Raw genomic sequence first — 19,923 nt, 5'->3', positions numbered from 1 at the left:
TTCAGCTCTCTATAAATTTATTTGCTTGATTCAGAATATCAACAACATAGTGTACAGCTGCCTCAGGCATATTCGGATATAGAGGTAAGCTAAGAACTTGCTCAGATAACTGCTCTGAAAGTGGCTGCGGGTCATAGGATTGTGTTAAATAACAACCCTGATAACTTGGTGGTGTAGGGTAATGAATCATTGTACTAATGCCTTCATCACGCAAGTAAACTTCTAATTTTTTTCTAAACTTAGCTTTTACAACATATAGATGCCATACTGGGTCAGCAAACTCTGGTACAAAAGGTAAAGTTAAAATTGATGATCGAATGTTTGCAGAGTAGAACTTCGCAATTTTAAATCGGCTTTCATTCATAAAATCAAGATATTTAAGTTTAACTCTAAGAAGAGCAGCCTGAATTTCATCTAGCCTAGAATTAAAACCCAATTCATCATGTTGGTATTTAATTAATGATCCATAATTACGCAGACTTCTAACTTTTTCCGCAACATCTTTACTGTTAGTCAATACTGCACCACCATCCCCGCATGCACCTAGGTTTTTTCCTGGGTAAAAGCTAGTTGCCGCAGCGTTCGCTAGGGAACATGATCGAGTCCCCTTATATTTAGCACCTTGCGCTTGGGCCGCATCTTCAATCACTAGTAAACCATGCTTCTTAGCAATGTTATTAATTGAATCCATATCCGCTGGCTGACCATACAAATGCACTGGCAAGATAGCTTTTGTCTTCAGTGTTATAGCCTCTTCAATCTTTTTGGGGTCTATATTATATGTTTTTGTATCAGGTTCAATTGGGATAGGAATAGCACCAACTTGAGACACTGCTAACCAAGTAGCGATAAATGTATGGGCCGGAACAATGACCTCATCACCGGGACCTATTCCATAAGCTAAAAGAAGCAGGCGCAAAGCATCCAAACCGTTGCCAACACCTACACAATGTTCAACACCACAATAGTTAGCAAATTCCTCTTCAAATGCCTCCAGTTCTGATCCCATGATATACCAACCAGACGCCATTACCCGGCTGACTGCATCGGAAAGCTCACCTTCTATTTCTTTGTGGTACAAATTTAGATCAAGAAAATTTACCTTCACTTTTTTATTCTCAATACTGCAGACTGAAATTCATCATAATTTCGAAAATAGTCACTTTCATCGAAAAAATCAGACGCTAATACCATACAAACGGCACCTGAAGAAAAATTGTCTAGATCCCTCCATATCATGGGTGGGATATAGAGACCTTGATAAGACCTGTTGAGGTGATACTGCTTCTTTTCCATGCCATCATCTAAAGTCACATTAAAGCTGCCAGACATTGCAACCATCAGTTGATGCAATGCCTTGTGACCATGTGCAGCTCTTGATGCACCACCAGGTACATCGTACAGGTAGTAAACCCTTTGGATATCAAATGGAATATGCCTCAAACTCTCGATAAATGTTAGATTTCCCCGCTCATCATTAACTTTAGGCAGCTCAATCAACTTAGAACCGTGGATAGACATTAAAAATTCCTTAGTTCAATTTCGTAAAATTCGTGCACAAACCCACCCGCACCAAATTCTGTTTTAAACCTATAGAGTCCCTCATTAAGTTTCGCACCGTTGTCTTCTGTACTGACGCCAAAGTCAAACCAGTGTTTCTTTGACTCACGTGCTTGCATAATACAATGATCAAAGACCATATCGAGGGCGGATACCTCATAGCCTTTTTCACTGGAGGCAATGTACTGCGCATGGTCGGCTACAGTCGTACTGAATATGATTATTCCTGCCACAACTTGATTGCTTAGCACACCACACAAGCAGTGGATATTGTTAGGAAAACGTTTCATTAAGAGAGTAATTTCGTTGAGCGAGTGAACGGGGGTAACACCGTGTTTTCGAATCAAATTTTCCGAAAGGACCTCCCAAAGTGCAGGTAAGTATTCAACTCCTGAAACGATACTTACCCCAGCGTTGCGGGATTTTTTTAAGCCACGGCGTCTTCTCGAACTCACTGGCACTTTAATGCTAAGATCTATAGCACTGCTCAGGTCGCACCTTATACGCAACGCACCCAGACGAAACATAGCGTATAAGTCATCCTGCGCAGGACGGCTATGATAGAATGTAGGCACTGCTTTATAGATTAAGGACTCATAGCCTAACGTGTTAAAATATCGACTGATAGCGACTATGGCATCCTTAATCTTTTCGCCGCGCAGTGCACCAGAATGCAATACACCTCCATAAGTTATACCTGGATGACTGGTGACTTGTTTACACTGCTGAGGGTGTTCAGCCGCAGGAAACAGTCCGAGAAGCTTCCCATCTTCCTTAATAAGAAGTGAGCGATCTACAAAGCGCCCACCATGATAGTTCAGAAAACGACGGGTATGTAGAAATGTCGATTGATCTGCTTGTTCAGAAAACTCATCCCATTGCTGAGAATCTTCTTCTAAAAAAGGATAAACGGTGACTGTCATATCAACATGCCCCTAGGGCAAGCAGATCCAATTCTTCAACCGAACTCACGATGAGATCAGGAGTATATTTCTTGAGTCTTATAACAGAACTTGCGCCTGAGGCAACAGCCACAGTAAAGATTCCTAATTCCTTGCCAGTTAGAATATCTTCGCCACTATCACCAATGAATACATCGTTTATGCCGATGCAAGTATTCGAGCACATGAGATTCGCTTTTGACATACGTTGTGCAGTATTTAGCATGCTGGTGAAATAATTATAAATTCCAAGTTGATGCATCTGCTCAATGAGAAAGTCACGATTCTGTCTGCCTGTTACAAGATGCAGTTTAAAGTGTTGCTTTGCTTTACCAAGGAAGTCTAAAGCACCTGAGATTAGCTTATCTTTTTTCAGGCGTTTGGGTTCTTCAATCAGTTTCATCCATGCATGACTAAAGTGACGTATTTTTTCTGGCGAGGGTGAGGAATATAATTTAAGCATATCGCTTTGCTTCATTCCGTCGCGCTTATCATTCCAATACTGATCTAGACTAATTTCAACCTTGCCAATTAGCTCCACGAATAACTCATACTGTCGTCGTCGAGAATCTATCAATGTTCCGTCATAGTCGATGAACAAGTTTCTATCCATGAATGCGTTCCGCTTCGAAGCAATCAGCTTCGTCATAACGATTGGTCAATTTAGAATCAAGAGCAATCGGTACTTCAATGATATAGGGTAAGTCATCCGAAAAAACATCCCTCAATGAATCAACATCTTCCAGAGCTCCAATCCGTCGATAACCAAGACCATACGTCTGCGCCAGCATTTTTAGATCAACACAACCAAATTCAAATGGATTGGCCCCATGATAGTTGGCATTGTAATAACGGATTTGTACCTCACGAATCATACCCAGAGTATTATTGTTAAATACCACAATTTTTATACCTAGCTGACGCATTCCAATCAGCATCAATTCCTGAACATTAATCTGAAGGCCACCATCTCCCGTGAAGGACAATACTAGGTGTTCTGGCTTGGCAAATTTTGCGCCTATGGCGGCCGGAAGAGAAAAACCCATACTCCCCAGACCTACAGAGTTTAATAGTCGCTGTCCCTTTTTTACTTGAAAGGCTTGAGATACCCACATCTGGTTCTGGCCAACATCGTTGACAAATATGGCATTTGTCGAAGTTAACGGCATCATTTTCTCAACAACACGAACCGGATCCAAACCGACATCATTAAGCAATGCATTGACGTGATATTTTTCTTTCCAAGAACTGATGGTCTCATGCCATAAGGAGTAATCTGGCAAGTTTTCTTTGCTCAATGCGGACAACATTTCTGTTATAAAGGTTTCTAGGTGTACATTGATGATCAGCTCATCAGGAAACACTCTCTTGAGCTCTGCAGAATCAATGTCAACGTGAATGATGCGTGCCATAGTATATCTCTCTGGCACTTTTCCTACTTGACGCTGCCCGAGGCGCGCACCAAGGACAATTAGCAGGTCCGCATTCTGTGCGGCGAGATTTGCAGCAGTATTACCATATAACCCAGCAAAACCATAACCACCTTCAAACACATCAAGTCCATTAAGGGTTGAGATAACCGGAATATTTGACTGTTTCGCAAACTGATAAAATGCTTCTTCGGCCCCACTCAAACGTACACCGCCACCAACTAGAATTAGCGGGCGAGCGGCTTCCTGCATGAGTTGAATTACTCTGCTAACATCTATACCTGAATTACCGAAGGCTTCAGTTGGAGTAAAACCTTTAAGAGCCTTAGGATCAATTTCTGCGAACTGAATATCGATAGGAATATCCAGTAATACCGCTCCCGGTCTACCCTGAGTAGCACAGTAGTAAGCTTTTTCAAGTTCATAGCGAATTGTTTTAGGATCTACGACTAAAGACGAATATTTGGTAACAGGCTTAGCAATACTGACAATATCCAAATCTTGGAAGCCGTTCTGGCGAGCACCATTCTTCTTAGTAATATTAGCCTTGTAGTCTTGGCCGGTAATAAACAATGTGGGTATTGAATCCAAATTGGCATTAACAATCCCCGTCATCAAGTTCGTTGCACCGGGCCCAGAAGTTGCCAAAGCAACCCCAAGATTGCCAGTAACACGCGAGTAAGCATCAGCACAAAAGGCTGAACCTTGCTCATGATAGTTCTGAATAAACTCAATTTTTCCAGTTGCAACAAACTCATCTACCAACTTGAGGATTGCACCTCCTTGGTACCCAAAAACATGGGCCACTCCCTTGTCGACTAAAAAATTTGCCACATACTGAGCAACATTCATAACATTTTTCCTACACTTAGTATCGTAAAACCCTGTTAAACCCTAGACTTTAAGGAGGGTGTCATTGATTTCGCCCTCCGTAGTAAGGATTGGCGGTGCATCCAGAGCACGCAACCACAACAGACCATCAGGTAGTGGATTTTCCGGACACTCAAGGTTAGGAAGTTTGTCATAAAGTACAATATCTTTAAGGATCTTTGGCATGTTCAGCCCTGCTTCTGCAAAGAACTGAATAGTGGTGAAAAAGCGGGAAACATTGATCTCAGTAGGATTAGGTATTCCATTTCGGTCATAGGTCATATCAACACCAAAAATACCATGAGGCACCGGCATCACAGACTTAATTGACTTCACCGCAATTTCGTCTACCTGCGGATTGCTTACTGTTTCACAGACCCTGGTTATACCTGTCACACCTGAAGGACTCATGGCACTATATGCCCATGAATGCCTACTGCGCCCTTGAGCAACAATCAGTTCACCTTGGACATAGATGCAAAGCCATGTCACTGTTTTATCGGTCAAAATTTCAGCGGCCGTAAATTCACCCCACCCATTGTTACGGTTAATCCATTTTTCTGCCTCTTCAAAATCATTGGCTGCCAAAGAACCCTTTCCACCATTTCCAATTGACATTGATCGAAGCCATACTGTGCCATTTTCATCACCAAGATCTCTTAATGCTCGACGCAGGTCCGATGGTTCATTAAGAACAATATTTTCTGGGACCTGAATTCCAGCCTCTTTGAACTTAAGCCAAGATTTATACTTATGAACACAGGTATCAACTGTTTCAAAACTCGGAACCAACATTTTTATTCCTAGAGCCTCAATTTCATCTTGAAACTGTAATGCCTTCCATACCTCTAAATCATGCTGAAAATGGATCATGTCAGGACGCTCCATTTCCAATAGCCGCAGCAATGACTCTTTGTGGTTAGGCTGGCTGGCATGAGGGACGAGATAACGCTTATGAGCCCTGCAAAACATAAGATCAACCGGATCTGCTCCTGGTCCCACAATCGTCTCACCATCATCGGCCATCAACAAGCAATTAATGGTGGCGTTCGATTGAGCGCTCCCTGCCCCTGTAATAACAATTTTTTTATTCATATTTTTTCCTAACTACTCGATTCCGAAGTTTTTTAGATTGACATAACCGTTGACTTATTCATGCAGCCACTTTGTATTTAAATGAGTCAGTAGGTTTTTGTTTACCAAAATCAACACTGTAATGATCAAGTGGAAACCAACTCTTGGATAAGCGCCAATTGTCACCTAAGTTGTCGGAGTAGATATAACCAGAAAAAAGAAGACTTATACCGAAGAGTTAAAATGTGGGTGCAATAACACTCGTAACAAAGCAACAAATGACGTCTTATCAGGCAGCTAATCGGCCCAGCACATTAGATAAGAATGTACCACCGTTTGGTACTAGAATATAAGGTAAATAATCTACCAGTGAAGCTACTCTGGCCGAATATCAATCAAAAATTTAAAGCACTTAAAAAAATAAACGACCTCAAATAAAACGTGAAATTTTAAAAATTATTTCATTTAATTAATTCGGCGTATCCGATACCACCCTGACCGTAATGGTTACCGGAATAAAACAGGTATATTTTGCCTGCACACTCAATACGAGCAGGAAAAGCGATCATCTCACTATCCCACCCACTTTCAGAAACATCTATACCTACCTTATGGTCTTGACGAACGAAATTCTGTCCATCATATGAATATGCATACCCGAGTCGATATCCACTAGAAAATCTACGTACTGAGAAGAGAGCTTTATAAAGCCCCAATTCTCTCCAAATTGTCCCTTTAGCAATACCAAATTCATCACTACCCTCAAGTGAAATGCACGTTTCACCGGTACATTCAGACCAATCCAAGGGGGATTTGGCTCTAAAAAACTTCATATCGTAGCTGGGATAGAGCTTTCCATCATCATTTACCCAGCCATTTCGTGCGTCAGATGTATACCACACAAGGTAATCTTCACCGTCCATTATCACCGTTGGTGAACTACGAAGACAACTCTCACCTTCAATACTATCCAAGATTGGGGTATCAGAAAGATTTCTGAAATTGTCCACTCCATCTGAGCTCACCGCGACACCAGAAAAAATACTGTAAGGACGTTTCTCGTTAGCTTGATAACCTGAGTAATACATATAGAGTTTGTTATCAAATTCAAACAAAGAAGAAGTCACTATGCCTTGCTCGGAGAAACTCCCTGGCACTCCAGTATCAAGAACCGGAGTCTCACTGAATGACAAAATCTGTGAGGGATTTTCTGGATCAACATCAACATACCCTATTCGTCCAATATTATGCTCATCACACATCGTTAAAAAAATCCGAAGAACATTACTGCTTTTCAAATAGGGAAGTGGAACCATCGCATTTTTCTTAAACCAAGGAATTGACATACTCTTGGCATTACATATCAACCCCTTTTTTTCCCATTTCATCTATTTTCTCCAGCATAAACCATTACATCTATGGTCTGCGAATTAAGATATCTTCACGTCTGTTTGACATGGGTAACGATGGTCCCTGTGGTAATGCCCAAGCATGAAAACCTGCTGCTCTGGCTCTCGACAAAATTGCAAGCACAACGGAATCATCAATTTTCGCTGGTTCCAATTGATTGAAACAAATATCTGGGATTTCATCACTTTGTGTATATTCTTGGTGTGTTCGAATACCATCCGAACTGGAGAAGAAACGTTTACGCATTGTTGTGTTTGGGATATCACCAAGCAATACCTCGCCACCTTCATTCAAAAGGGACAGGCAGCAATCAACAAAATCCCAAAGGTTGCCTTCTGCAAATACATACTGAATCACACTATAAACAACAATCGAATCGACCTTACCCGTTAGTGCTTCAAATAATTCAGGTACATCAGGAAAACACCTTGCCCACTTATGTATCCAAGGTGCATTAGGTAACAAATCAAGCATTTCCTTACTATCAACAAAATGCACATCTCCAGACTGCTGCTGACACAAATTACCCAACAATAACGGCAATTGACTACAGCCTGGGCCTATATCTAACGCAACAATATTATCTCTGTTAAGAGAGCGCATTTTCGTACGTATATCAGAGAAAATTTCTTCTTCTCTTCCTTTCCGATATTCATCAGGAAAGCCTACTTTTTCATGGGAACTCAGCTCATTAGAAAGTGCCAACACTTTGAATTTATCAAACGTTAAATTTTCAAAGTTAATTTTATTTTTCATATCTGAATAGCTCGCATAAGAGATTTAATGGGAACATTTTGTCCCATATGCGCACGGTGAGAATCATGCTCACTATTTGCCTGTTCACAAAGTAATAAAGTGCAGCGCAACCCAAGAATTGACGCTAGATTGGAGAAATAGTAGTGAATTGTATATGGAGACCATGTCGACAGCACTACAACATGACATCCCTCGGGAGCGAAAACAATATTGCCTAGAGCAGCACCACCTGCACCAACTATCAATTCTGCTTTACTGAAAAGGCACACTTGCTCCTGTAATGTAAGGGTTTCTGGCTCCACTATTTCAAATCCTAGCTCTAGTAGAAGCTCCTCTACTTCCGCAGCATTCGACATCTGTCTAGATGTACCTGTCCTTCGTAGAAATAGTTTTTTCTTCGAAGTTCCCTCAGTAGATTGTGATAATTCAGTTAGCTTATGTCGGACTGCCCGCAACCCATCAGGAGAATACAAAGCATAATCCGGTGTGATATCACCCTTCTTCAGCTCAAGGCCGGGCCTAAAATCAAATGGGATATAGGCTACAGGTGATATGCTAATAAGCCGTTCAACTGACATAATTTCTCCACGCTTAAGCGAGATCAACTCCCTTTTATCGGTATTTAATAAGCGTATCGATTCCAGAATATTCGGATGTAAATCAGCATCCATGATCAGAGGAAAGTCTTTATACCCTTCCAGATTTTCTAATAACGCCAGTTTAGGAAATGTTTCTGTAAGCCAGTGAATGTAATTGGCTGTAGCACATCCGAGGAGGGATATACCCGCCGGGATTGTTCGCTTCACTTCAGAATCACCCACCCTTAACAAGCGCTTGCTTGGATTGATACTAACTAAGCCGTGCATTTCTTCAAATAAAAAATCACGGTCAAAATCATAGAGCGCATGGTGTAAGCAGTTTTGTCCAAAATAGATCAGATCACTCTTCCCCATAACTTGAGCATTTGCCAGCTCCATAGCTTCTACAGCTGGGAAAGAAGTATTCCACGTGCCCGAATAAAGGTGATTGGCATAATGCTCAGGACATACTACGGGTGTTTTCACACTAAAATCACGGGCTGGTATCAGTTGATGGAATTTTATTTTTGGTACACCACGAAACACACTTGTAGATACAAGTTTATTAGGCAGTGCTTTTGTTTTTGCTTTTGTTTTTGTCCAAACAGTCAAACCATTCTCTTTGAAAATCCTCATGATAAAGAGTTGACTTGTACCACGATACACATTTGTAGATACAAGTTTATCAGGTAGAGATTTGGTTTTAGTCCTGGTAGTCAAATAAAACTCTTTGAAAGTCCTCATGATAAAGAATTGACTATTAGGGCTAAAAAGCCGTAGTACATATCTCTTGACAAACGAATTACAACCATGAGTTTGCCAAATAATTACATTTCGCAAATGAAGATAATTAAAAAAAATATATAAATAAATTTTTTTTAACCACCTCGCCCATTTGTAACGAGAAAGATAACTTCGGTAAAGCTTACGAATTAAACTCAATTCTTCCATAAACATTTCAACTACTCATATATGCATCAAGCACACTTGAGTCACCATCAGCCACCACCTTTCCTTGGTCCAGCCAAATGAATCGATCGCATAGAGAGCGCAAGAGGCTTTGGTCATGAGACACAAGCACCATCACATTGGAACGATCGATCATCTTGTTCATTCGCTCTTTCCCACGTTTAATAAATGAAGCATCTCCACCGACAAATAACTCATCTAAAACAAGAATATCGGGATGAAACGTTGTCGCCAGAGAGAAGGCCAGTCTCATATACATTCCGGTTGAATAATATTTAACTGGGGTATCAATAAAATCTTGCAATTCTGCAAATTCGAAGACTTCATTTTCAATTTCTTCAAGATGTAATCTGCTGTACCCTAAGATAGCTCCATTGAAATAAATATTTTCACGACCCGTGAATTCAGGATGAAACCCAGCTCCTATTTCTAACAGAGGCGCAATATTTCCCTGCACCCTAACCCTGCCTTTTGTTGGTTGATAAACGCCACAAATCGCTTTAAGCAAGGTACTTTTTCCCGTACCATTTCGACCGACAATACCTAGGCGCTCTCCTCCCTTTACGGTAAAAGTCACATCTTTCAAAGCAGAAAAATCTGAATAAGTATTATTCTTTCTTCGCAGAAGACTGGCAAAATACTCCTTAGCTGAAGTTGCGCCATCCTGGTATTTTCGATAAACCAGACTTACGTTATTTACTTCAATTTTACTCATGATTTACAACCTAAAGGCCACTCTGTTTTCTAATTTACGAAAAACATATATTCCTAATGCTAGAGAAATACAAGAGTAAAGTGCTGCCATCAGCACTGTTGTCATGGATGGTAAATCGCCATTGTAGATAGGAGCCCTAAATAGCTCGATATAATGTGTTAAAGGGTTAAGTTCAATTAGCACTTTAACCTTTCCCGCTAGAGACTCAGGCTTATAAAAAACGGGGCTAAGAAATAACAGGGCCTGCATAACTATCGCAATAATATGTTGTAAATCTCTAAAAAAAACGGAGGCTACCGACAGGATTAACCCAAGCCCAAAACTAAACCCATAGATCAACAGATAGGATAATGGAATAAACAAAATTGCCCATGTTATTTTCCCACCAATGGCTAGGATAATAATAAATAGTGATGATGCCATCAGGATACTATCAATCAATAATGCAAATGAAACGGACAAAGGAAAGAGTAACTTTGTAACATATATCTTCTTGATTAACTGTTCATTCCCAAGCAATGACTGCCCACTTTGAGCAGAACATGTTGCGAAAAACTGAAATGCAACCATCCCTGAAAAAAGAAAAATCGCGTACGTTTTCAGATCAAGCTGAAAGATAGTTGAAAACACAACAGCGGTAACAGACATCATCAGTAGTGGGTTAAATAGCGTCCACAGATAACCAAAAAAAGTCCTTCTATATCTAAGAATCAACTGTTGACGTACTAGCTGATATAGAATCGCTTCGTTTCCTGTCAAATTGTCAAAAAATTTAGCTAATCGAGGAGTTGCTACTAACGATATTGCCTTCATGCATAATCCGCCATAAGAAATGGTTTTGCCATTAAATCCCTATTAGACAAAATTGGATTTTGAATTGGCCAATTGATCTTCAGGGAACTGTCATCCCAAGAAACAGAACGTTCATATTTCGGGTGGTAATATTCAGTAACTTTATAGATCACTTTAGCCTCGTCGCTCATGGTTAGAAATCCATGCGCGAACCCCTCTGGAATCCACAACTGCCTTTTGTTAACACTAGAAAGTACTGTGCCAACCCAATGCCCATGAGTTTTTGAGTTTTTGCGTATATCTACCGCAACATCAAAAATTTCACCATGGGCAACATAAATCAGTTTCCCCTGAGCCTTAGGCTGGATTTGGTAATGAAGCCCTCTAAGAACATCTTTATTTGATTTGGAAAAATTATCTTGTACAAATCTAACGTTGTACCCAACCTCTTCCTCAAACTTTTTATGATTAAAGCTTTCAAAAAAGAAGCCTCGTCCATCTTCAAAAACGGTCGGTTCAATAATTTTTACTTCAGGAATCTTGGTAGTAACCATTCTCACAGACTGATTCCTTAGTTGTTTGCATAAGGTATTTTCCGTAACCATTTTTGAGCATTGGCTGCGCAAGCTCTTCTAATTTACCTTGGTCAATCCACTTCTGCCGGAAGGCAATCTCTTCTGGACAAGCTATTTTGAGCCCTTGGCGCTGTTCAATTGTCTGCACAAACTGGTGTGCATCCACTAGGCTTTCATGAGTACCTGTATCTAACCAGGCATAGCCGCGGTTCATTTGTTCTACTGACAGTAGACCTATCTCCAAGTAAATTTTGTTCAGATCTGTAATCTCTAACTCGCCACGACGTGAAGGTCTAATCTCTTTCGCGTATTCAGGTGCACGTTCGTCATAAAAATAGAGGCCAGTCACAGCATAGTTAGATTTAGGCTTTGAAGGCTTTTCTTGCAAGCTAATAACTTTTCCATTTTTATCAAACTCGACAACACCATAACGTTCAGGGTCGTGCACATGATAAGCAAAAACAGTGGCGCCACAGTCTCGTTGACCAGCAGATGCAAGTTTCTCTTGCAGCGAGTTGCCGTAGAAAATGTTGTCACCAAGAATCAGAACTGAGGGGGCTCCATCTAGAAATTCTTCGCCGATAATCAATGCCTGAGCGAGACCATCAGGCGATGGTTGAACCGCATATTCAATTTTGAGCCCCCATTGACTACCATCACCCAAAAGCTCCTCAAAACGGGGAGTATCTTTGGGTGTAGATATGATCAGAATCTCTCGAATATCCGCCAACATGAGCGTGCTTAATGGATAGTAGATCATAGGCTTATCAAACACTGGAAGCAGCTGTTTAGAAACTACTTGAGTGGCTGGATATAGACGCGTTCCCGATCCACCGGCGAGTATAATACCTTTGCGTTTCATGCTGTTTTTACTTCCTTATAATTGCTTCTGCAGTGGCAGCAAAATCATCCCTCCAATTGGGTAAATCAAATGAGAGTTGCAAGCTAAGCTTGCCAGTATTTAGGTGAGAGTTAGTAGGCCGGCTTGCAGTGGTTGGGTACTCGGCTGCTGTAATAGCCTTGAGTTGCGATGCTTTTGTTAACAGCTCTATATTTGCGTCACTAGCGTGTTTAAGGAGTGCTTCTGCAATACCAAACCAGGTGGTTTTGCCTTTAGGGACTAAATGATATATACCCATAGGCCAGCTATCGCCCTTTTTGATGGCATCAGTCGCATCTAGGGTTACTTTGGAAATCAATGCTGGTGATGTAGGCACCCCAAATTGATCGTTTATAACGCTAAGGCTCTCGCGTTCAGTAGCTAATCGTAGAACCACCTTCGCAAAGTTGCTTCCATCTCTACCCATGACCCATGAGGTACGAAAGACTAAGTACTTACAGCCGATAGCAGCAATGGCCTTCTCACCTGCAAGTTTAGATTTGCCGTAGACGCTTAACGGGTTTGTCGCATCTGTTTCCACATAGGCTTCAACTTTGCGGCCGTCAAATACATAATCGGTAGAGTAGTGAAATAGCCAGATATCTCTCTTTTTAGCTTCATTGGCAAGAAAACCAACAGCCTCAGCATTAATGTCAAAAGCTAACTTTCGTTCACTTTCTGCTTTGTCGACATTTGTGTAGGCTGCAGCATTGACGATAACATCAGGCTTGAATGCATCGAGAACTGCAAGGATGGATTGCCAGTTAGTTAGGTCAGTATCGGATCGATCACTGGCCTTAATTTCGCCCACAGAAGGTAAAGTGCGACTCAATTCTTTACCCAATTGACCGCTAGCGCCTAACAGCAATAACTTCAACATATTGCCTTTCAATCCAGCGGCGGTAGTCACCACTGATAACCTGCTCTACCCAGGTTTGATTATCTAGATACCACTCAACAGTCTTGCGTATACCGGTTTCGAAGGTTTCCGCAGGATACCAACCAAGTTCAGCTTCTATTTTTGTTGCATCAATGGCGTAGCGGCGATCGTGGCCAGGTCGGTCCTTAACGTAGGTAATGAGTTCATGATGACTGGCAATTGATGAAATGGGTTCTGCAGGGTGCAGTTCATTAAGCATGTCACAGAGTGTACGGACGACCTCGATATTGGCTTTCTCATTAAAACCCCCGACGTTGTATACCTCGCCGGGGGTCCCTCTGGCTAGAACAGTTCGAATGGCACTGCAATGGTCACTGACATAGAGCCAGTCACGGACCTGCTGGCCATCACCGTAGATGGGCAATGGCTTACGTGCTAGGGCGTTGTGAATAACCAGCGGGATCAATTTTTCAGGAAATTGAAAGGGGCCATAGTTGTTGGAGCAGTTGGTGATGAGTACCGGTAGTCCATAGGTATGGTGGTAGGCGCGTACCAAGTGGTCGGATGAAGCCTTACTGGCACTGTAGGGACTATTGGGCTGGTATTGATGGGATTCAGTAAAAGCGGGTTCATCCGGGCCTAACGAGCCGTAGACCTCATCTGTAGAAACATGAAGGAAGCGGAAATTGCTCTTTTGGTTTAACGGGAGATCACTCCAGTGTCCGCGAACGACATCTAACAAGCGAAAGGTACCGACGATATTTGTCTGAATAAAGTCCTCAGGCCCATGGATGGAGCGATCTACATGGGACTCAGCCGCAAAGCTGATGATGGCGCGTGGCTTGTGTTCAGAGAGTAAGCGTTCAATAAGTGGCTGATCACCTATATCACCTTGTATGAAGGTGTGGCGCTCATCATTTTGCAAGGCAGCCAGGTTCCCCAAATTGCCCGCATAGGTGAGCTTATCGAGATTGACTATAGGCTCGTCATACGCCTGTAGCCAGTCGATTACAAAATTTGCACCGATAAATCCAGCACCACCAGTGACCAGAATTGTCATGCCTCTCTCTCCTGTTCTGGTCTGATGAAATCAGATACTTTCATGCGAGATACTTAATATTAATCCTTGAGGTATGTCTATGGGACTGAAACGAAGTTACAAAGCAGTAGAAGTTACACAGCAGTAAGCAACAAGATTGGTTGTTTCTAAATTAAACTCTATTGAATAACTTTTTTCACTGCTTGTACCTCTGTCATGGGCAATTTTATACTACACTCTTAGGTGTACAAATTTACTCGACCACTACAATACCCGAATCTATGTCAAGTTAGTTAAATGTCGACATGTTAAAAAGCATTTAAAAGCTATCATTGGTGATGCTATCAGCCTGCTAATGGCTGCATATTCCTAAAAATTGATAAACTTATTGATTACTACACTGAGTTGCTGTTAATTAGTTGAATAAGCCTATTTAAAAATCAATTCAAAACACGCTACCGCCCCAGGATTTTATTCCCTGTATAAACCTAAAAACAGCCTTTAATTCTATTTTTAATTTTAGGGCAAAATTTTCCACATATGAGCATCTGAAAATATATTTATAAATTGAATTTTATGTACTCAATAAACTGCAAATATATTATTTTTTAATTTTTGCTCACAAAATAACCTTTTAACTAAAAAATAACCAAGCCGCTCTACTATACTTTACAACTGCAAAATAGATGTAGTTATTGCTTAATAATAAGCTTCCACCGTCTAATTTTGAAAGCTACTATTATTCCTTTAATAACTGAATTGATCTGCTATGATAGTTTGGTTTGGTCAAATGTATCTACCTAACAATCCCTCACTGCCCCTCAACACCATGTATAGGCTTAACTTCACCCCAGTGTTGGCAGCTTGGACATTGCCAGTGTAGTTCTTGACCTGAGAAGCCGCAGTTAATGCAGCGGTAGAGTGGTTTTCCATCGGCGAGTTTCCTTGTTAGTTCCCTTAACAATCCGAGATTCTTTTTAGACTTACCCTCAGCAATACCAATATGTATATCAATTAGCTGATTTAAGCCTCTTAATGATGGGCGCCTGGCAAGTTGTTCCGCTATAAACTTGCCAGCTTCTTTTGCCCCTTGTTTCATTTCTATTTCTTTGGCCAGTGACATTACTACTGCTACTGACGGATAGTCCTTTAAACATTTTTGCAAATAACTATTTACTGACTTTTGTATAGACCCAGAGTGTTCTGTACGTAATGCTTCTAAGAGCTGAATAGATTCTGATATATAATCCGGATCTTGGTTATAAATTTTTTGTAAGGCTTTTAAAGATTCTTTTAAGTTTCCTTGGTTGTACTCGAGCTTTCCTAAAACTATGCTAGCACGTACACATTGCTTGTCATATTTCAGCGCCTGTTTTAAATGCTGTCTGGCCTCAGTAATATTAGACTTAACTACTTGCTCTTCGGCCAGCTCACAGTAAAAATGAGCAATCAAACATGAGAACTCAACTACATTATTCTTTAATAATTTTTCGCCAATTTCAATAGCTAAAAGCCATTCTTTTTCTTGCTGATAAATTGCAAGTAATAACTCAAGCGCTTCAGTTTGAAACCCGGCATTGACTTCTACCAGTTGGGTCAGTAAACCTTCTGCCCTGTCTAACAACCCTGCAGAATAATAGTCTCTTGAAAGCTCAAGCTGCACAATTAGCGATTGTTTTTTTGTAAGACTCGGGCGAGCCAGTAAACTTTGATGCACCCTAATCGCCCTATCAACTTCACCTCGCTTACAAAACAATCTGCCCAATGCAATACAAGTGTCGAATGTTTCTTGACTGTCTGGATTCGTTTCTAACGCCTTAATAAAGGTGTCAATTGCTTCATTGGTTTGTTCATTCAACAAATAGTTTAATCCAATAAAGTACTCTTTAGACAGCCGCTCCTTTGACTTTCTAATTTTTTTGCGCTTGTCTCGACGCCCTAACCAAAACCCAATGGCAATTGCGCACAAAAAACCTAGCAAGTAAACCGTGTCGTTCAAAAATCAACCTTTATAGAGAGCTAGTGCGCAGCTTTTGAATTTCATCATCCCGACGCTTAAGTTTTGACTTTAACTGTTTATTTTTCACTTGTAACAATACTAATAAGACAACAGCTGAAATCAATCCCATTATCGCACCAACGATAAATACAGCAATTAGGACCACCGATAATTTAATCTGCTCTAGTGAGTAGTCTAAAAAGCTGATAGTGATCTCTTGTTGGTTTGCGCCAATAAACTCTACACCGGCAAGCAATAAAATAACAAATATTGCCAGCCAACCTATCAACTTTAGGATCTTCAATAATTTAACCAACATTTAGCTTTTGACCCACATTACACAACATTATTAGTCAGGATTATAATGGCAAATAGATAGCAGTAAAATGACAAATGCCGTATTTATCATAGCTACAGTGTAGCAGTTTACTACTCACATATTGCTATTTACATAATGCTGAATTCACTTGATCTTTCAGTTCTTTACCAGGCTTAAAATGAGGTACATATTTTCCATCCAACTTAACTGTCTCTCCAGTTTTAGGATTTCTTCCCATTCTTGGTGGTCTGTAGTGAAGAGAAAAACTTCCAAAGCCTCGAATTTCTATCCTTTCTCCAATACCGAATGTTTGAACCATATGCTCCAGCATAGTTTTCATCGCTAACTCCACATCTTTGGCTGACAGCTGACTCTGCTGATCAACAATCCGTTCAATTAGCTCCGCCCTTGTCATGGAGACCCTTCCCATTGACTTTCTATACCTCTATCGGACTAAAAATAGCTAATCAATTTATTAATAGCAAGTAAGCCACTGATTATTAAGAAGATATTATTGCACCACAAACAAAAAAGGCGACCACTTGGTCGCCTTTTTTGGAGTAGTAGCTTGCTACTATTCTTTGCCGCCATCCATTTGGGCCTTAATCAGGTCGCCAATTGTAGTAGGACCAGAAGCTTCAAGCTCTTGCTTGCGCAGCTCTTTTAATGCTGCTTTCTCATCCGCTTCATCTTTAGCTTTGATAGATAGGCTAATTACACGGTTTTTGCGGTCAATACTAATGATTTTAGTATCAAGCTCTTCGCCCTCTTTTAAGACATTAGTCGCATCTTCAACTTTATCACGACTAATCTCAGAAGCCTTCAGAGTACCTTCAACTTCATTAGCTAATGTTACAACAGCTGCTTTAGCCGTGACCTCTTTAATAACACCTTTAACGATAGTGCCTTTTTCATGGATGCTTGCATAAACAGCAAATGGATCTTCTTCCAATTGCTTAACACCTAATGAAATACGCTCACGCTCAGGGTCGATAGATAGAATAACTGTCTCGATTTCCTCACCTTTCTTGTACTTACGAACCGCTTCTTCACCTGGCTCGCTCCAAGAAATGTCAGATAAGTGAACCAAACCATCGATTGCACCATCAAGACCAATAAAGATACCAAAATCAGTAATTGACTTAATGTTACCCTTAACTTTGTCACCTTTATTGTTCTTAGTAGAGAACTCTTCCCATGGATTAACTTTACATTGCTTAATACCTAGGGAAATACGACGACGTTCTTCATCGATGTCCAATACTTGAACTTCAACCTCATCACCCAGTTGAACCACTTTAGATGGGTGAATGTTCTTGTTAGTCCAGTCCATTTCAGAAACGTGAACTAAACCTTCAACCCCTTCTTCAAGCTCAACGAAACAACCATAGTCAGTTAAGTTGGTTACGCGACCTGAGGTACGAGCACCTTCTGGGAAACGATTCTTAACAGCAACCCATGGATCTTCACCCAGCTGCTTAAGACCTAGCGAAACACGGTTACGATCACGGTCAAATTTCAATACTTTAACCAGGATTTCATCACCCACATTGACGATTTCACTTGGATGCTTGATACGTTTCCAAGCCATATCAGTAATGTGCAACAAGCCATCTACACCACCCAAGTCAACAAACGCGCCGTAGTCAGTCAAGTTCTTAACGATACCTTTAACTTCCTGACCTTCTTGCAATGACTCTAGTAACGCTTCACGCTCAGCACTGTTTTCAGCTTCCAATACGCTACGGCGAGATACCACCACATTGTTGCGTTTTTGATCCAGCTTAATCACTTTGAAATCAAGTTCTTTACCTTCAAGGTGAGCTGTGTCACGCACAGGTCTAACATCAACTAATGAACCAGGTAGGAAGGCACGAATGGTATTAATATCAACCGTAAAGCCACCTTTAACTTTGCCGTTAATAATGCCTTTAACAATATCTTCTGCTTCGTAAGCGGCTTCAAGGTCAGTCCAGGCTTCTGCACGCTTAGCTTTTTCACGGGACAAGCGAGTCTCACCAAAACCATCTTCAACTGTGTCCAAAGCAACTTGTACTTCATCACCCACTTGGATGGTTAGATCACCGCTTTCGTTGAGAAACTGTTCTTTAGGAATAACACCTTCAGACTTTAAGCCCGCATGGACAGTAACCCAATCGCTATCAATATCAACCACAATTCCACTAATAATGGAACCTGGTTTCATATCGAGTTCTTTTAAACTTTCTTCAAATAGTTCGGCAAAGCTTTCGCTCATACTTATTCCTACATAGATCAATTGTTAATGTCACCAGTATCTCCCAAAGCAATAATGATTAGATAAACTAGATGACAAACCGTATTTCCAGCTAACACGGGGTAATTAAAAATATAAGGCGGTAGTAAGTATTGCTGGAATCCTTACTACCGCCCCCGGTCAAACTATTTTATAAACCTTTACAACAAGCCTCTTATTTCCACTTCAACCATCACTTTTGAAACAACTTCAGTAACAGTCAGCCGCGAAGTATCAATAATAATAGCGTCATTGGCTGGTTTTAGTGGAGCAGCTGCACGGTTCATATCGCGCTCATCTCGAGCACAAATATCTTCTAAAATCTGATCGATGTTAGCACTAAAACCAGATTCTTTCAATTGCATATAGCGCCTTTCAGCACGTACCTCTGCAGAAGCGGTTAAGAAAATTTTCAGCGGAGCCTTGGGAAATACAATAGTTCCCATATCACGACCATCAGCAACTAAACCTGGTGACTCAGCAAAGGCCCTTTGCCGCTCCAGTAAAGCCTGACGAACCTGGGTTAATGCAGCCACTTTTGAAGCTAGTAGGCTAATTTCTTCTGAGCGAATTGTACGCTCTACCTGCTCCCCCTCCAGAATAATTTTTGCTGACTCACTTTCTGTCGCAGCCACAAACTGCACATCCAAATGACCAGCCAAAACCTTTAAGTTTTCCTCATCTGCAAGGTCTACCCCATGGATTTGCCCAGCCAGTGCAGTTAAACGATACAAAGAACCACTATCAAGCAAGTGCCAACCCAACTGATTTGCTAGGATTGAAGCAACGGTGCCTTTTCCTGAGCCACTAGGTCCATCAATAGTTATTACTGGCACTTTAGTAAAATACAGATCAGCCATT

General features: G+C 41.0%; 20 protein-coding genes. All 20 read right to left on the bottom strand.

The annotated features are described in order from the left end of the window. Position 1: 1 nt before the first annotated feature. The 20 genes from G4Y78_RS10900 to cmk all read right to left on the bottom strand — a co-directional run bounded on the left by G4Y78_RS10900 (position 2) and on the right by cmk (position 19,922). Complete coding sequence (locus G4Y78_RS10900) at positions 2-1,108, bottom strand: DegT/DnrJ/EryC1/StrS family aminotransferase (RefSeq protein ID WP_163833046.1); 1,107 nt, start codon at positions 1,106-1,108, stop codon at positions 2-4. Then, a complete protein-coding gene (locus G4Y78_RS10895) occupies positions 1,105-1,521 on the bottom strand; it encodes a sugar 3,4-ketoisomerase (protein WP_163833045.1) in 417 nt (138 codons plus the stop codon). The genes G4Y78_RS10900 and G4Y78_RS10895 overlap by 4 nt, the downstream gene beginning before the upstream one ends. Beyond that, the gene (locus tag G4Y78_RS10890; protein ID WP_163833044.1) at positions 1,521-2,483 is read right to left on the bottom strand and encodes a GNAT family N-acetyltransferase; all 963 of its coding nucleotides are present in this window, start codon (positions 2,481-2,483) and stop codon (positions 1,521-1,523) included. The genes G4Y78_RS10895 and G4Y78_RS10890 overlap by 1 nt, the downstream gene beginning before the upstream one ends. Before the next feature lies 1 nt (position 2,484). Continuing rightward, positions 2,485-3,114: an HAD family hydrolase gene (locus G4Y78_RS10885; protein ID WP_163833043.1), complete on the bottom strand. Its 630-nt coding sequence runs from the start codon at positions 3,112-3,114 to the stop codon at positions 2,485-2,487. Next, the gene (locus G4Y78_RS10880) at positions 3,107-4,783 is read right to left on the bottom strand and encodes a thiamine pyrophosphate-binding protein (protein WP_163833042.1); all 1,677 of its coding nucleotides are present in this window, start codon (positions 4,781-4,783) and stop codon (positions 3,107-3,109) included. Before G4Y78_RS10880 ends, G4Y78_RS10885 begins: the two co-directional genes overlap by 8 nt. 42 nt (positions 4,784-4,825) lie before the next feature. After that, positions 4,826-5,896, bottom strand: coding sequence for an ATP-grasp domain-containing protein (locus G4Y78_RS10875; protein WP_163833041.1), 1,071 nt, complete (start codon positions 5,894-5,896; stop codon positions 4,826-4,828). A gap of 440 nt (positions 5,897-6,336) precedes the next feature. Continuing rightward, positions 6,337-7,263: a hypothetical protein gene (locus G4Y78_RS10870; protein ID WP_163833040.1), complete on the bottom strand. Its 927-nt coding sequence runs from the start codon at positions 7,261-7,263 to the stop codon at positions 6,337-6,339. 28 nt (positions 7,264-7,291) lie between these two features. Continuing rightward, positions 7,292-8,041, bottom strand: a complete 750-nt coding sequence (locus G4Y78_RS10865; RefSeq protein WP_163833039.1) for an SAM-dependent methyltransferase — start codon at positions 8,039-8,041, stop codon at positions 7,292-7,294. Then, complete coding sequence (locus G4Y78_RS10860; protein WP_163833038.1) at positions 8,038-9,576, bottom strand: glycosyltransferase family 61 protein; 1,539 nt, start codon at positions 9,574-9,576, stop codon at positions 8,038-8,040. Before G4Y78_RS10860 ends, G4Y78_RS10865 begins: the two co-directional genes overlap by 4 nt. Before the next feature lies 1 nt (position 9,577). After that, on the bottom strand, positions 9,578-10,303 hold the full coding sequence (locus G4Y78_RS10855) for an ABC transporter ATP-binding protein (protein ID WP_163833037.1): 726 nt from the start codon (positions 10,301-10,303) through the stop codon (positions 9,578-9,580). Between the two features lie 3 nt (positions 10,304-10,306). Further along, the gene (locus G4Y78_RS10850) at positions 10,307-11,116 is read right to left on the bottom strand and encodes an ABC transporter permease (RefSeq protein ID WP_163833036.1); all 810 of its coding nucleotides are present in this window, start codon (positions 11,114-11,116) and stop codon (positions 10,307-10,309) included. Beyond that, complete coding sequence (gene rfbC, locus G4Y78_RS10845; RefSeq protein ID WP_329604960.1) at positions 11,113-11,649, bottom strand: dTDP-4-dehydrorhamnose 3,5-epimerase; 537 nt, start codon at positions 11,647-11,649, stop codon at positions 11,113-11,115. The genes G4Y78_RS10850 and rfbC overlap by 4 nt, the downstream gene beginning before the upstream one ends. Next, positions 11,627-12,532, bottom strand: coding sequence for a glucose-1-phosphate thymidylyltransferase RfbA (gene rfbA / locus G4Y78_RS10840; protein ID WP_163833034.1), 906 nt, complete (start codon positions 12,530-12,532; stop codon positions 11,627-11,629). Before rfbA ends, rfbC begins: the two co-directional genes overlap by 23 nt. A gap of 7 nt (positions 12,533-12,539) precedes the next feature. Beyond that, the gene (gene rfbD, locus G4Y78_RS10835) at positions 12,540-13,460 is read right to left on the bottom strand and encodes a dTDP-4-dehydrorhamnose reductase (protein ID WP_222937684.1); all 921 of its coding nucleotides are present in this window, start codon (positions 13,458-13,460) and stop codon (positions 12,540-12,542) included. Beyond that, entirely contained in the window at positions 13,402-14,490 is a 1,089-nt protein-coding gene (rfbB, locus tag G4Y78_RS10830; protein WP_163833033.1) for a dTDP-glucose 4,6-dehydratase, read from the bottom strand. Before rfbB ends, rfbD begins: the two co-directional genes overlap by 59 nt. A 790-nt stretch (positions 14,491-15,280) precedes the next feature. Next, positions 15,281-16,468 (bottom strand): lipopolysaccharide assembly protein LapB, encoded by a 1,188-nt coding sequence (gene lapB / locus G4Y78_RS10825; RefSeq protein ID WP_163833032.1) that lies wholly within the window; start codon positions 16,466-16,468, stop codon positions 15,281-15,283. 10 nt (positions 16,469-16,478) lie between these two features. Next, the gene (locus G4Y78_RS10820) at positions 16,479-16,772 is read right to left on the bottom strand and encodes a LapA family protein (RefSeq protein WP_163833031.1); all 294 of its coding nucleotides are present in this window, start codon (positions 16,770-16,772) and stop codon (positions 16,479-16,481) included. A gap of 139 nt (positions 16,773-16,911) precedes the next feature. Further along, entirely contained in the window at positions 16,912-17,202 is a 291-nt protein-coding gene (gene ihfB / locus G4Y78_RS10815; protein ID WP_163833030.1) for an integration host factor subunit beta, read from the bottom strand. A 159-nt stretch (positions 17,203-17,361) separates the two neighbouring features. Beyond that, positions 17,362-19,044, bottom strand: a complete 1,683-nt coding sequence (gene rpsA, locus G4Y78_RS10810) for a 30S ribosomal protein S1 (protein ID WP_163833029.1) — start codon at positions 19,042-19,044, stop codon at positions 17,362-17,364. Positions 19,045-19,223: 179 nt separating this feature from the next. After that, entirely contained in the window at positions 19,224-19,922 is a 699-nt protein-coding gene (gene cmk, locus G4Y78_RS10805; RefSeq protein WP_163833028.1) for a (d)CMP kinase, read from the bottom strand. Between the last annotated feature and the right edge of the window lies 1 nt (position 19,923).

This window comes from Spartinivicinus ruber, from assembly GCF_011009015.1.
Classification (GTDB): Bacteria; Pseudomonadota; Gammaproteobacteria; order Pseudomonadales; family Zooshikellaceae; genus Spartinivicinus; species Spartinivicinus ruber.
Note: the sequence above shows the minus strand (reverse complement) of the source record. Positions and strands in the feature narration are given on the sequence as shown.